At 53.3% G+C, this 13,406-nt stretch carries 13 protein-coding genes and 1 tRNA gene; 3 read left to right on the plus strand and 11 right to left on the minus strand.

Annotated elements, in window-relative coordinates; translation table 11 throughout:
• Positions 1–2,517 (minus strand): ribonuclease R, encoded by a 2,517-nt coding sequence (rnr, locus tag FCS97_RS09245; protein ID WP_138518146.1) that lies wholly within the window; start codon positions 2,515–2,517, stop codon positions 1–3.
• Positions 2,518–2,561: 44 nt separating this feature from the next.
• Here rnr and FCS97_RS09250 point away from each other — a divergent pair.
• Positions 2,562–2,648: transfer RNA gene (locus tag FCS97_RS09250), tRNA-Leu, on the plus strand.
• Positions 2,649–2,777: 129 nt separating this feature from the next.
• Here FCS97_RS09250 and FCS97_RS09255 read toward each other — a convergent pair.
• The 10 genes from FCS97_RS09255 to FCS97_RS09300 form a co-directional block, all read right to left on the minus strand.
• On the minus strand, positions 2,778–3,833 hold the full coding sequence (locus tag FCS97_RS09255; RefSeq protein WP_171035245.1) for a DUF481 domain-containing protein: 1,056 nt from the start codon (positions 3,831–3,833) through the stop codon (positions 2,778–2,780).
• 110 nt (positions 3,834–3,943) lie between these two features.
• On the minus strand, positions 3,944–4,420 hold the full coding sequence (locus tag FCS97_RS09260; RefSeq protein WP_138518148.1) for a phosphoribosyltransferase: 477 nt from the start codon (positions 4,418–4,420) through the stop codon (positions 3,944–3,946).
• Between the two features lie 17 nt (positions 4,421–4,437).
• Positions 4,438–5,739 carry an adenylosuccinate synthase gene (locus tag FCS97_RS09265; protein WP_138518149.1) on the minus strand — a complete coding sequence of 434 codons (1,302 nt, stop codon included), beginning with the start codon at positions 5,737–5,739 and terminating at the stop codon, positions 4,438–4,440.
• Positions 5,736–6,938 (minus strand): ATP phosphoribosyltransferase regulatory subunit, encoded by a 1,203-nt coding sequence (locus FCS97_RS09270; protein WP_138518150.1) that lies wholly within the window; start codon positions 6,936–6,938, stop codon positions 5,736–5,738. The genes FCS97_RS09265 and FCS97_RS09270 overlap by 4 nt, the downstream gene beginning before the upstream one ends.
• Before the next feature lie 27 nt (positions 6,939–6,965).
• Complete coding sequence (locus FCS97_RS09275) at positions 6,966–7,145, minus strand: DUF2065 domain-containing protein (RefSeq protein ID WP_138518151.1); 180 nt, start codon at positions 7,143–7,145, stop codon at positions 6,966–6,968.
• Positions 7,146–7,214: 69 nt separating this feature from the next.
• Positions 7,215–8,081: a protease modulator HflC gene (hflC, locus tag FCS97_RS09280; RefSeq protein ID WP_171035246.1), complete on the minus strand. Its 867-nt coding sequence runs from the start codon at positions 8,079–8,081 to the stop codon at positions 7,215–7,217.
• Between the two features lie 2 nt (positions 8,082–8,083).
• Complete coding sequence (hflK, locus tag FCS97_RS09285; protein WP_138518152.1) at positions 8,084–9,388, minus strand: FtsH protease activity modulator HflK; 1,305 nt, start codon at positions 9,386–9,388, stop codon at positions 8,084–8,086.
• 36 nt (positions 9,389–9,424) lie between these two features.
• Complete coding sequence (hflX, locus tag FCS97_RS09290; RefSeq protein WP_138518153.1) at positions 9,425–10,546, minus strand: GTPase HflX; 1,122 nt, start codon at positions 10,544–10,546, stop codon at positions 9,425–9,427.
• A 36-nt stretch (positions 10,547–10,582) separates the two neighbouring features.
• Positions 10,583–10,816, minus strand: coding sequence for an RNA chaperone Hfq (hfq, locus tag FCS97_RS09295; RefSeq protein ID WP_008248719.1), 234 nt, complete (start codon positions 10,814–10,816; stop codon positions 10,583–10,585).
• Positions 10,817–10,995: 179 nt separating this feature from the next.
• Positions 10,996–12,363 (minus strand): YihY family inner membrane protein, encoded by a 1,368-nt coding sequence (locus FCS97_RS09300; RefSeq protein ID WP_171035247.1) that lies wholly within the window; start codon positions 12,361–12,363, stop codon positions 10,996–10,998.
• Between the two features lie 50 nt (positions 12,364–12,413).
• Here FCS97_RS09300 and wrbA point away from each other — a divergent pair, with 50 nt between their 5' ends.
• Positions 12,414–13,019, plus strand: coding sequence for an NAD(P)H:quinone oxidoreductase (gene wrbA / locus FCS97_RS09305; RefSeq protein WP_138518155.1), 606 nt, complete (start codon positions 12,414–12,416; stop codon positions 13,017–13,019).
• The gene (locus FCS97_RS09310; RefSeq protein ID WP_138518156.1) at positions 13,019–13,402 is read left to right on the plus strand and encodes a DUF2069 domain-containing protein; all 384 of its coding nucleotides are present in this window, start codon (positions 13,019–13,021) and stop codon (positions 13,400–13,402) included. The genes wrbA and FCS97_RS09310 overlap by 1 nt, the downstream gene beginning before the upstream one ends.
• The last annotated feature ends 4 nt before the right edge of the window (positions 13,403–13,406 follow it).

Genomic DNA, 13,406 nt, shown 5'->3' on the forward strand with positions numbered 1-13,406 from the left:
TTATCTAGGTTTTTTCGCTGCAGTGCGCATTTTAGACCCAGTGGCAGGCTTGGTACGGCTGACACGCTTGGCTTTTTGAATTTCTTCCTTGCGTTTTTTCTCGGCAGCCGCCTTGCTGCGCGATTCATCGGCAGCCCGCTTCTTGTTCACACCACGTGTGGAGGCACCTTCTTCAGGTGGCAACACAGGGGCGGTTTTGCCTGCGTCTTGAACAGCTTGCTGCAGTTGCGAGGTGTTGGTACGGCGGCCTTGCTGACGCTGGGGCCGATTGCCTGCTTTGCCACTTGGCTTGGCTGAACCAGGGTCACGCATCAGGCTTTCAAACTTCACGCCCTGCACCAGGCGGAATTCAATTCGGCGTGCATCCAGGTCAACTCTGGACACCTGCACATTGATTGGATCGGTCAGGCGGTAGCGAATACCACTGCGCTCGCCTCGCAATTCATGCAGGCTGTCGCTGTACTGGAAATACTCGGTACCCAGTTCAGACACATGCACCAAACCCTCCACATACAAGGCATCCAGCGTAATGAACAAACCAAAGCTGGTCACGCCCGACACATGGCCCTGGAAGGTATCACCGACGCGCTCTTTCATGAAGAAGCACTTCAGCCACGACATCACATCACGAGAAGCCTCGTCTGCACGTCGCTCAGTGGATGAAAACCAGTTGCCGGATTGATCCCAACGGGCAATCTCCTCGGCCTTGTCCACCCGGCGTTTGGGGTCGAAATCTTCGAACTCACGCTCATCCAGCGGCAGTGGCACATAACGCTTGCCAGCCAACAAGGCCTTGATGCTTCGGTGAACCATCAAATCGGGATAACGGCGAATGGGCGACGTAAAGTGTGCATAAGCCGGGTAAGCCAAGCCAAAGTGGCCACTGTTGTGCGGTGTGTAAATGGCCTGCTGCATCGAGCGCAGCATCATGGTTTGCAACAAAGCCTGATCAGGGCGGCCCTGAATTTTTTTCATGAGGTTGGCGTAATCGATACTGGTGGGATCATCGCCGCCGTCCAGCGTCAAACCCACTGAGCGCAAAAAGGCACGCAAATTTTGCAGTTTCTCAACTGTTGGCCCTTCGTGCACGCGGTACAAGCTTGGGTGTTTGCTGCGCTCCAGGAAATCAGCAGCGCACACATTGGCAGCCAACATGCACTCTTCAATCAAGCGGTGCGCATCGTTGCGGCGTTTGGGTACAATTTTGTCGATCTTGCCATCGGGGTCGAGCATCACCTGCGTTTCGACTGTGTCAATTTCCATGGCCCCACGGCGCTGGCGCGACTCAAACAGCACCTTGAACAAGGTGTACAGGTTTTCAATGTCGCCATACACATGGCCCATGGCCTTGGCAGCCATGCTTTGCGGATCAGTCAGTGCGTCCCACACCTGGTTGTAGGTTAAGCGGGCCGCAGAGTGGATCACCGCGTTGTAAAACTGGTAAGCCTTGATTGCGCCTTTGGGGCCGATGATCATGTCGCACACCAGCACCAAGCGGTCCACGCCAGGGTTCAGCGAACACAAACCGTTCGACAACTTCTCGGGCAACATGGGAATGACCCGGCGCGGGAAATACACGGAGGTACCACGCTTGGTGGCCTCTTGATCGATGGGGGTGCCAGGCAACACATAATGGCTTACATCAGCAATCGCCACCAGCAAACGCCAGCCACCCTTGGTGTCGCTAGACGGGGTGCAGTACACGGCATCATCGAAGTCGCGGGCATCCTCACCGTCAATGGTCACGAATGGCACGTCGCGCAAATCCACACGGCCTTTCAGGTCTTTGTGTTCAACCTCATTTGGAATGCTTTCCGCCTGATTCATGGTCATCAAATTGAATTCATGCGGCACATCGAATTTACGCACGGCAATTTCGATTTCCATGCCGGGGTCGTCCAGCTCGCCCAGTACCTCGGCCACTTTGCCGATTGGCTGGGAATGGCGTGTGGGTTGCTCGATAATTTCAACCGTAACCACTTTGCCCGGTGTGGCATTGCCCACGTCTTTGGGCGACACCAGAATGTCGTGCTTGATTCGCTGGTCTTCAGGGATCACCAGCAAAATGCCACGTTCAGACACCAATCGCCCAACCAGGCGGTTGGTTTTGCGTTCTGTCACTTCGACAATTGTGCCTTCTGGCTTGCCACGGTGGTCCGTGCCGGTGATGCGCACCAACACGCGGTCGCCGTGCAACACCTTTTGCATCTCACGCGGTGAAAGGAAGGCGTCTGGCCCGCGATCGTCGCGAACCAGAAAACCAAAGCCGTCACGGTGGCCCGCCACACGGCCTGCTACAAAATCAAGTTTGGTAGAAAGCAACAACATGCCTTTTCTGTTGGGCATTAATTGGCCATCACGCTCCATGGCGTTCAGGCGTTTTTCAATTATGGGAATTTGGTCTTCAGTGAGTTTGAGGTGCTCAAAAACCTGTTCGCGGGTTAAGGGGGCTTGCGCTTGGCGCAGTACAGCCAGGATGTCTTCACGACTTGGAATTTTTATTTCTGTTTTATGCATTGACAAATTTATTTATTTCATTAGAATTCACGGCTCGCACCTGTGCCCAGGTGGCGGAATTGGTAGACGCGCTAGGTTCAGGTCCTAGTGGTGGTAACACTGTGGAGGTTCGAGTCCTCTCCTGGGCACCAGCAGTTTCTTCTCTATGCGTTCAAACGCAGTGTACAGCACTTTCCCGGCTTTAAATTCGAATTTCCCAGGCGCTTTGCGAATTTGCATTGCCACTGGTGTTTGCAACACAAATTCGCCAAAAAATTCACCTAGAAACCATAGCCCACGCTGAAAATCAGACTACTGTCGGTTTTCTTCACGCCGGGTGGTGGCATGTTGTCGTAGTCCACATTCAACTGTGTGGCCACGTTCACGTTTTCAACAATGGGAACACGCAAACCAATTTTGGTCTTAAACAACGCATCGGCTGTGTCTTCAAGACTGATCGACAAGTCATTGTTGTTGAAAAACACCAAGCGCTTGTCCCAGAATTTGCGCTCATAATTCAAGCCAAGGCTTAGGGAAGGGAAAGACTCGTCAGGCGCAACAATGTAGTCTTCATTCACGTAAGCCAAACCATATTCAGTCGACAATTTGGCAAGTTCGGTTTCAAAAAACTGATAACCGTAACCTGCGCCCAGCGAAGTTCTCAAATTCAAATCGGCAAGTTCGTCCTGCTCGCCTTTGGCATTCACAAACAGGTAATCCTTTTCGCTTAAAAAGGCATCGTACTGCGTCAGTAGATAACGGTTTGACGTGGTAGTAACACCTGCGGACTCGGCCTCATTCACCTCCGCCGCCACGGTGTACCTGCTCTCGGGTGTCCGGGCGATCAGCTCGGCGTCAAAATTCAAGGCATCGTCTTCAGAATTGCCTCGATTGAACACACCACCCAAATTCGCCCTGCCCGTGTATTTCACCGAGTTATCTACCACGGGCGGGTTAAACATCGCGATGTCTGCCCTTTGAAGGGGCCTTGAGCGACCCAGATCGCCCTGATCAATGATCAGCTCGCCTTGCTGGCTTAAAGTCACCTTGCCCTTGGCTGTACTGCCATCCTTGAGCTTGACCGTGACACCTTCGTCAGACTGCAATTCAAGCACCTGCTTCCAGGGCAACTGGACTTCACCAAACAATGGCGACTTGAGGGTGAGAATGTTGTCACTCAGTTTGATGACTTCACCGCTCAGGCGATCGCCGTTTTTTAGCAGCACATTGGCCGCATTAACCGGGTTGCTGAACAGAGAAAGTGCTAGCGCACAAGCGGAGGTGAATTTGAACACAGGGGGGAAATTTTTTGCGGCTACTTCTTGTAAGACAGGCATTGTCCCGAGGTCTCCTTGGCAGGTAAATGGACCCATAGGATACCACACCGGGCTTTAGTGCCTTTTAAGCGGGAAATAAGGCTTTTTTACAGGAAGTTAATGCGAGATTTTCAGAGAAAATCGCGGGTTTCGAAAGGCTGCACAATCCAGACATCGGATTCGAGATACTCGGCAGCAAAATCCGGTTTGAAAACAGAAGCAGGCTTGACCCAAACCACTGCCGTTTTCAGTTCGGTGATACTTGGACAAATCTTGTGCAAATGCCCACAGAGGGCTTGCATTGTGTGCCCGGTGTCCGCGAGATCATCGACCAGCAGCACCTTGCCTCCGACTGGGGAAACCGACGCAATGCTGGCCGAGAGCTGCAAGTCGCCTTGGCTGGTGCCCTCTTCGTCTCGATAGGACGAGGCGGCAATCACGGCCATGGGTTTTCTCAGCGAACGGGACAAACCATCGGCCAGAAACAAACCACCACGGGATACGCCCAAGATGCAATCGGGATGAAAGCCAGAATTTTTAACGGCGTTCACCACCTGATCAATCAGGTGGTGGTATTGCGCATAATCAATATGCAGCTTGCCGTTCATGCGCGAAAGCTTTTGACTCAGGCTTTGTAAGGGTGACGAAGCACAATGGTTTCGTCGCGGTCAGGGCCAGTCGAAATCATGTCAACCGGCACACCGCACACAGCTTCCATGCGTTTCAGGTAGGTTTTCGCCTCTTCCGGCAAGTCATCAAACTTCTTCACGCCAAAAGTAGTCCCTTTCCAGCCCGGGAAAGTTTCGTAAATTGGTTTACAACCCTCAACTTTGTCGCTGCCGAAAGGCAGAAAGTCTGTTTTGCTGCCATCGGCCAATTCGTAGCCCACACACATCTGAATGGTTTCCATGCCATCGAGCACATCAAGCTTGGTGATACACAGGCCCGATACACCGTTCAACTGAATGGTACGGCGCAAGGCGGCCGCATCGAACCAGCCACAGCGACGTGGGCGACCTGTTACCGAGCCGAACTCGTTGCCCTTCTTGGCAAGGTACATACCTTTCTCGCAAAACAGCTCGGTAGGGAATGGGCCGGAGCCCACGCGCGTGGCGTAGGCCTTGGTAATGCCCAATACATACTGCAAACGCTGCGGACCCACGCCAGCACCGGGCGAAGCCGCACCAGCGATGCAGTTGGAGCTGGTTACAAACGGGAAAGTACCGTGATCGATGTCGAGCAAAGCACCCTGCGCACCTTCAAACAGCAGGTTTTGACCTTCGTCATTGGCCTTCTGAAGCAAGGTGGGTACATCTGCCACCATGTTCTTGATTCGGGGCGCCAGTGCCATGGCCTTGTCAAACACCACCTGGGCATCCACAGGTTCGGCACCCAAATACTGGGTCAACACAAAGTTGTGGTAATCCAGCACTTCATCCAGCTTGGCACGGAATTTTTCGGGGTTGAACAAGTCTTGAACACGCAAAGCCCGGCGCGCGGCCTTGTCTTCATAGGCTGGGCCAATGCCACGGCCAGTGGTACCAATTTTTGCATCGCCGCGCTTGGCTTCACGGGCTTTGTCCAGCGCCACATGGTGATCAAGGATCAATGGGCAGGTTTCGCTGATTTTCAAGCGGCTTTCAACTGAAATGCCACCGGCTTGCAGCTCATCGATCTCACTGAGCAAAGCCTCAGGCGACAGCACAACACCGTTGCCGATGTAGACCTGCACATCCGGGCGCAAAATACCGGAAGGAATCAATCGCAAAATGGTTTTCTTGCCGCCAATTACCAGCGTATGACCCGCATTGTGACCACCCTGGAAGCGAACAACGCCTTGGGCATGGTCAGTCAACCAGTCCACCACCTTGCCCTTGCCTTCGTCACCCCACTGGGTACCAATCACAACCACATTTCGAAAACTCATTTCAATTTCTCCTGATTCATGCCAATCGGCACCACTTTCCACACGGCGTTGGCCTGTACAAGCTGCCGATCACATACAAACTCTTCTTCCTCTTGGGCGGTATTGGGTAGCGACTGCAGCACCACCTCGCCCTGGCCGCGCAATTCGCGAATGACAGCCATCAATTCAGTGTCATAAACCCAAGGTGCACGAATGGCGGTTTTGGGCCTGGAATGCACAGCTTGCAATGAAACCAGCTCGCGCAAATCCACGGAAAAACCAGTGGCTGGGCGAGCACGGCCATACACAGCACCCACATCGTCATAGCGACCACCACGCAGAATAGCGTTGGGGCAACCTTCCACATAGGCCGAAAAAATAAGACCGCTGTGGTAATCAAAACTGGCCAAGTCTGCCAAATCCAGAATAAGCGCTGGCATGGCCGACACTGTTTCCTGCAAACGAGCAATCAAGGTGCGCAATTCATTCAATACTGCGCCCACCTTGGGGTTGCGCGGCAAAGTTTCGGCTGCCCGGTTCAACACACACTTGCTTCCACCCACCGAGCCATACAAACTCAACAAAGCCAACACATTGGCCTTGCAAGCGGCTGAAACACCGCCCAGCAAGGCCTCTAAGGCAGGTCGGTCTTTTTGTGCCAAGCAATTGTGCAAGCTGCGAATCAGGTTGTCGCTCAAACCTTCCCCATCTACCACAGCGGCCAACAAGCCTGCATGCGAGAGGGCAAGGCGATACCCTTTCAATCCCGACAAGTTCAGGGTATCCACCGCCAAATTCAGAATTTCCAGGTCGGCCTCAATACCACCGCAACCATAAAGCTCAGCACCACACTGCAAGGGCTCCCGGGTGTTGTGCAAACCCAAAGCCTGTGTGTGCAACACTGGCCCGCAATAGCACAGGCGGGTTACGCCTTTGCGGTTCAAAATGTGTGCGTCGATGCGGGCCACTTGCGGCGTTGTATCAGCCCGCAAGCCCAACATGCGCCCACTGGCTTGATCCAACAACTTAAACGTTTGAAGGTTCAACGAAGCGTCCGCATTGCCGAGCAGAGACTCGGTGTACTCCAGCATGGGAGGCATCACGAGCTCGTAGCCGTAAACGCGAAAGCGGTCCAGCAAGGACCGACGCAATTCTTCAATGCGCCGAGCCTCGGAAGGCAAAACATCGGCGACAGACTCTGGCAAAAGCCAAGCAGACATGACTATTCCAACTCTTTAAAGAGTGTTCTAAAACAAAAAAAGCGTGATACCGATGAGAATCGCCACCAGCCCCACAAACCGTATTTGTCCTTCTGTGAGCGAGGCGATCTTGAGAAAGGTCTCTTTCCACTGTTTTGGAAAAAGAAAAGGCATAAGACCCTCGAGAATAAACACGAGGGCCAAAGCCAGCCACAAGGTCTCGCTCATATCAGTTTTCCCAGAGCCAGACCTTTCAAGCGAAAGCGATTAAGCCACGCAAGCGCACGAAACCCCAAGTTATTGCGTTTTCTGCAAAAACTTGAAGAAATCGGACTGCGGATCAACCACCATTACATCAGACTTGGATGTCAAAGACTGCTTGTAGGCATCCAGACTGCGGTAAAAGGAATAGAACTCAGGATTGCGACCAAAAGCGGCATTATAAATCGAACCGGCCTTTGCATCACCCTGCCCTTTGACAGTTTGTGCTTCTCTGTAGGCTTCAGCCAAAATCACAACCACCTGACGGTCGGCATCCGCGCGAATTTGCTCAGCTTCAGCAGCACCAGTGGCTCGCAGATCGTTGGCCACTCGCTTGCGCTCGGCTTCCATACGACGGAACACCGATTCGCTGACTTCCGGCAGCAAATCAACACGCTTTAAGCGTACATCCACGATTTCCACGCCAATCTCGGTGGCTTCGTCTTTTACCTTTTCCACCACTGTGTTCATCACGGTGGTGCGCTCTCCAGAGACCATTTGAGGCACTGTACGCTTGGTAATTTCCTCGTTCAGGGCCGATTTGACGACCTGCGACATCCGGCTTTGTGCCAAGCGGGAGTCGCCGCTCAAACGAACAAAGTACAAGCGCGGATCGACAATACGCCACTTGATGTATGAGTCGATCAACAGGTTTTTCTTCTCAGAGGTGATGAAGCGCTCTGGTTCGGGTGTATCAATGGTTTGAAGCCTCTTGTCCAGAAAAATCACGTTCTGGAAAGGCGCTGGCAACTTGAAATACAAGCCAGGCTCCTGGCGAACCTCTTCAACCTGCCCCAAAGCAAACACAATGGCGTACTGGCGCTGATCCACCACATAAAGGCAAGTGTTGGCCACAAAAAAGCCAATCAACGCAGCCGCTACTACTACAAAAATCTTAGGCATGATTAACGAGCTCCCCGGTCGCGATTGCGCATGGCATCGCGAATACTAGTGTCAAATCCGTCGTTTGCAGCGCGTGGTGCAGAAGGACTGGTTTCAGCCGCTTTGGCTGCTGCGGCCGCTGAGGCAGCACTGCTGCCATTTGCGCCTGTTGCGCCGGTTTTTTCAATCAGTTTGTCCAGCGGCAAATACAGCAGTTGGCTGTTGCCCTTGGAATCAACAATGACCTTGGTCACGTTGGTGTAAATTTCCTGCATTGCGTCGATGTACAAACGGTCTTTGGTGACTTTGGGTGCCTTTTCATACTCGGTCAAAATAGCCTTGAAACGGGCTGAATCACCTTCAGACTGTGCAACCACACGCGCCTGGTAACCATTGGCTTCTTCAAGCAAGCGGGCGGCATTGCCTCGCGCACGCGGAATGACGTCGTTGGCATACGCTTCACCGTCGTTTTTCAAACGCTCACGATCCTGACCGGCCTTCACTGCATCATCGAACGCAGCCTGAACCTGTTCAGGAGGCTGAACGCCCTGCACGGTTACGCTGGACACCAAAATGCCCGTGCCATACTTGTCCAGAATTTCCTGCATCACTTCGGCGGTATTCAGGGCGATTTGCTCACGGCCCTCGTACAGCACAAAGTCCATCTTGCTTCGGCCCACCACCTCGCGAATAGCGGTTTCAGCCGCCATTTTCACCGACTCATCCGGGTCAATGGTGTTGAAAAGGTAGTCACCTGCGTCTTTAAGGCGGTATTGGACCGCGAACTGGATATCAATGATGTTTTCGTCTTCCGTCAGCATCAGCGCTTCGCGCAGCACTTTGCTTTTCACGTCGTTGCGATAACCCACCTCAACAATGCGCACCTGGGAAGAATTCACCACTTCATGCGACTGAATGGGATAAGGCAAGCGCCATTGAAAGCCGGGCATAGAAGTGTGATGGTATTTGCCAAACTGCAATACCACGCCTTCACGACCTTCCTGAACAATGTAGAAACCGCTGGCCAGCCAGACCAGCACCGCAACCACGACTACCGCGGTAAAGCCTTTGCCCGCATTCTCCATGCTGGGGCCGCCACTGCCGCCGCCACCCAAAGGGCCGCGTGGACCACCGTTGTTTCCACCCTTCTTGCCGAACAGGCGATTCAACCTGTTGTTGAAGTCGCGCCACAGTTCATCAAGGTCAGGCGGACCGTCCTGACGGCCACCACCAGGACGACGATTGTCTTGATCTTGAGGCTTTCCGGGTTCATCGTTGTTTTGATTACCCGATGAATTTCTGCCCCAATCCGGATCATTCATTGACATGCTTGTTCCTACTGCTGAAAAATTAATTGTTGACGTTCAGGCCCACTGCAACTGATCTGACTGAGTGTCTGCACCTCTGCTTTGAGCGTAGAAGTTGCCAGCAAGTTCAGTCAGACATTCTCGCAATTCAGGAATGCCCAGCCCATAGCGTGCACTCACCGCCACGGACAAAATCTTACCATCGCCGTTGCGCTCGACTTCCACAGAACGCTCGCAGGCGTCTATTTTGTTCCAGATGATCACCTGTGGAACATCTCCCGCTTCGATCTCGTGAAGCACTTTGTTGACCTCATCGATCTGGCTGTGCCGCACGGGCGAACTCACATCAACCACATGCAACAACACATCGGCATGCACCGCGCTTTCCAAAGTGGCCTTGAAAGCATCAACCAGTGAATGTGAAAGGTCGCGAATAAACCCAACCGTGTCAGACAAGGCCATATCGACCTTGGGCGCAAGCCACACGCGACGCGTGGTTGTGTCCAAGGTGGCAAAAAGCTGGTCGGCCGCATAAGCCTTGTCGCTTGCAATCGCATTGAACAAAGTACTTTTACCCGCGTTGGTGTACCCCACGATGGCAACAGTGAATTGACCTCTGCGTTCACGCTGCCTGCGTTGGGTTTGGCGCTGTTTCTGCAGCTTCTCAAGTCGGGTTTTTAGCTGCTTGACCTTCACCCCGATCAAACGGCGATCTGTTTCAAGCTGGGTTTCACCCGGCCCACGCATGCCGATACCGCCCTGCTGACCGTACAAATTTGCGTTGCCACGCACCAAGCGGGAAGCCATGTATTGAAGTTGGGCCAGCTCAACCTGTAACTTGCCCTCAAAACTGCGTGCGCGAATGGCAAAAATGTCGAGAATTAAGCCAGTGCGGTCGATCACGCGCCGGCCAAGCGCGTTTTCCAGATTTCGTTGTTGTGCGGGGCTTAGACTGTGATTGAAAATCACAAGCTCGACATCTTCGGCGTCACAGTGTGCGAGTATTTCCTGCACCTTGCCTGAACCAATGAAAGTAGCGGAGTCGGGCGAACGCCGTTTAGACACAAAAACGCCGATCACCTCTGCACCTGCAGAGGTGGCCAGTAGAGCCAGCTCATCGACACTTTCGCGGAACTCGTGTTGACCTAGGTCAAGTGCAACCAGGGAACTACGCGTCATTTCAAACCGCGGAAAAAATGGAAAGTGAAGATAAGTTTACTCCTTCACCTCGGGGGTGAATGTAACGGAACGGCCTGGCACGACAGTCGAAATAGCGTGCTTGTAGACCATTTGGGTTACGGTATTACGCAGCAAAACCACGTATTGATCAAAAGACTCGATTTGGCCCTGAAGCTTGATGCCGTTGACCAGGTAAATGGACACGGGCACATGCTCTTTGCGCAGCAAATTGAGGAAGGGGTCTTGTAGTAATTGCCCTTTGTTACTCATAACAGCTCCAGACTGTGTTGATATTATTAAATGTCAGAGCTTTTGGCTCGTCACGCTTAGTTTACAGAAAGCGCTTATGGGTGCCAAACGTAAGCCCTTCTTTTGTTGATATGGACACTCTTTTTTCACAAAAAGTTCAAATCCAACGCGGAAGAGTGATGAAGGTTGACACCACCTGGTTAGCAGGGGGTTAACTCAAGCCATTGAGACAAACGAGGACGCCGAATAAATTCCTCCTGAAATTCAGTCAGTTTCGCGGTGGATTGAGGCAGGCGGGCCGCCCACTCTGCGGTCAAAGCCGGGTCGTACCACAAAGCCTTGGCCACCACCTCCGCGCTAATGTTGGCGGGGTCGCAAATCAGGGCGAAGCGATCGTCGCCCCGGACAATCGCCAACAAACCAATGACACCGTGGTCGATCAAGGCACTGAGAATTTCATCGAGTTGATCCGGTGGCACCTTGGCAAATACCCGTAGTTCTTCCATGGTCATGCCGGGCTTGTCCTGCTGACGCGATTTTTCCAGCTCGACCAATACACTCAACCCCTGTAACCAACGCTCTCCAGGGCGATTGCTAGGGTTCCAGTACCCAGTGCGGGCCACCGGCAAAGCTGCCACAGTGCTTGCGCCCAGCAGCACGATGATCCAGCTGACGTAAATCCACAGCAAAAAGATGGGAAATGCAGCCAAAGCACCGTACAAAGCGGTGTAGCTGGGGAAATGCGTGATGTAGGCCGCAAAAGCCCGTTTGGAGATTTCGAACAACACCGCTGCCAGAAGTCCGCCTACCAATGCATCTTTCCAGTGCACGGCCCGATTGGGCACAATTCGGTAAATGAAAGCAAAGGCCAACACGGTCAAGGTTAGCGGTATCAGGTTCAGGGCTGGGAACATGCCTCCCAAGACAGGATTGACGCCTGCCATGGTTTCTCCGATCAAGGCAGTAGACACGCTGATGCTCAGACCAATCAGCACAGGGGCCAGCGACAACACCGCCCAATACAACACCACCTTGTTCATGGTTGAGCGCTGGCGTTTCACGTTCCAGATTTGATTGAACACCCGGTCTACCGTGAACATGGTGGTTAAGGCAGTGATAACCAGAAAAACAATACCAATTGCAGTGAGGCCCTTGGCTTTGTCAGAGAACTGTGTGACGTAAGTCAATATGGTTTCCGACAGGGTTTCAGGGAAAAAACTCTCGATCAAATACCCCTGCAGGGAGGACTGCAGACGATCGAACATTGGAAACGCCGTGAATATGGCCAACACCACGGTGGCCAGAGGCACCAGCGAAAGCACAGTGGTGAAAGTGAGGCTGGCCGCCACCTGGGGCAGGCGTTGTTCGCTGATGCGCTGGCTAACCAAACGCGTGAACGCAATCCACCAGCGCAGATTCAGCGGTGACAATTCCACGTCTTCCACGCTGAATGCACGGCGGGCACCACGCATGAAACGTGCAGTGCGGGTTTGGCTTTCTCCGCCGGGCTTGCCAACGGCTTTGAAACTCTTGGTCTCAGTTGTTTCGGAAGGTGCGGCTGAACTCATGCGCTTCGATACAATAGGGGTTCCAACAGCCCCCATGATAACCCTTAAGCATGATTGAAGTATTGGTCTTGTACTACAGCCGGCATGGTGCAACCATGCAATTGGCCCGTGAAATTGCACATGGTATTGATTCAGTGAAGGGTGTTTCGGCACGAATTCGCACTGTGCCCGCGGTGTCTGCGAACACCGAGGCGACCGAATCAGATATTCCAGAACAGGGCCCTCCGTACGCAGAACCCAATGATTTGAAAGAATGCGCAGGCCTTGCAATGGGCTCGCCCACACGGTTTGGCAACATGGCAGCACCCATGAAGTATTTTCTGGATGGTACCGTGGGTGCCTGGCTGGCTGGCGACTTGATCAACAAACCCTTTTGCGTATTCACCAGCACCGGCAGCTTGCACGGTGGCCAGGAAACCACACTGACCAGCATGGCTTTGCCTTTGATTCACCATGGCATGCTGTGGCTGGGCATTCCCTATTCCGAGCAGGCGCTGAATGACACCACCACGGGAGGAACGCCCTACGGCGTTACCCATTGGGCCGGTGGCCAGGGCCAGAACCCGGTTTCCGACCATGAAAAAGCGCTGGCCCGCGCTCAAGGTGTACGCTTGGCCAAGGCCGCGTTGGCCCTACAACACATGGACAAATCTTGATGAGCAGCACCCCTGAAATTGATTCAACCCGCAAAAAGGCCTACTGGGCAACAGTCAGCAGCTTGTTGGCCCTGATCGCCCTGTGCGTGGCCTGGGAGCTTTTTATTGCACCCATTCGCCCCGGTGGCAGTTGGCTGGTGCTCAAGGTGTTGCCCTTGCTGCTCGTGGTACCCGGTATATTCAAACAGCGCGTGCGCACTTATCAAGCCACCTCACTCCTGGTGTGGCTATACTTTGCAGAAGGTGCCACACGCGCGAGTTCCGACCCGGCGCTGGCTTCACAACTCATGGCCGGTCTGGAGGTGCTACTGACCATTGCGCTGTTTGCCAGTGTCAGCGTGTTTGCACGCACCTACAAAGTACCGAAAACCAAGGCAGCTTGAACGC

It is taken from the genome of Limnobacter alexandrii, assembly GCF_005871185.1.
Classification (GTDB): Bacteria; Pseudomonadota; Gammaproteobacteria; order Burkholderiales; family Burkholderiaceae_B; genus Limnobacter; species Limnobacter alexandrii.

Excerpts from the sequence above, each read along its gene's own strand:
- rnr (WP_138518146.1), bottom strand. The coding sequence starts at position 2,517 with ATGCATAAAACAGAAATAAAAATTCCAAGTCGTGAAGACATCCTGGCT.
- FCS97_RS09270 (WP_138518150.1), bottom strand. The coding sequence starts at position 6,938 with ATGTCTGCTTGGCTTTTGCCAGAGTCTGTCGCCGATGTTTTGCCTTCC.
- hflX (WP_138518153.1), bottom strand. The coding sequence starts at position 10,546 with ATGACGCGTAGTTCCCTGGTTGCACTTGACCTAGGTCAACACGAGTTC.
- FCS97_RS09260 (WP_138518148.1), bottom strand. The coding sequence starts at position 4,420 with ATGAACGGCAAGCTGCATATTGATTATGCGCAATACCACCACCTGATT.
- FCS97_RS09310 (WP_138518156.1), top strand. The coding sequence starts at position 13,019 with ATGAGCAGCACCCCTGAAATTGATTCAACCCGCAAAAAGGCCTACTGG.
- FCS97_RS09265 (WP_138518149.1), bottom strand. The coding sequence starts at position 5,739 with ATGAGTTTTCGAAATGTGGTTGTGATTGGTACCCAGTGGGGTGACGAA.
- hflC (WP_171035246.1), bottom strand. The coding sequence starts at position 8,081 with ATGCCTAAGATTTTTGTAGTAGTAGCGGCTGCGTTGATTGGCTTTTTT.
- wrbA (WP_138518155.1), top strand. The coding sequence starts at position 12,414 with ATGATTGAAGTATTGGTCTTGTACTACAGCCGGCATGGTGCAACCATG.
- FCS97_RS09275 (WP_138518151.1), bottom strand. The coding sequence starts at position 7,145 with ATGAGCGAGACCTTGTGGCTGGCTTTGGCCCTCGTGTTTATTCTCGAG.
- FCS97_RS09255 (WP_171035245.1), bottom strand. The coding sequence starts at position 3,833 with ATGCCTGTCTTACAAGAAGTAGCCGCAAAAAATTTCCCCCCTGTGTTC.
- hflK (WP_138518152.1), bottom strand. The coding sequence starts at position 9,388 with ATGTCAATGAATGATCCGGATTGGGGCAGAAATTCATCGGGTAATCAA.
- hfq (WP_008248719.1), bottom strand. The coding sequence starts at position 10,816 with ATGAGTAACAAAGGGCAATTACTACAAGACCCCTTCCTCAATTTGCTG.
- FCS97_RS09300 (WP_171035247.1), bottom strand. The coding sequence starts at position 12,363 with ATGAGTTCAGCCGCACCTTCCGAAACAACTGAGACCAAGAGTTTCAAA.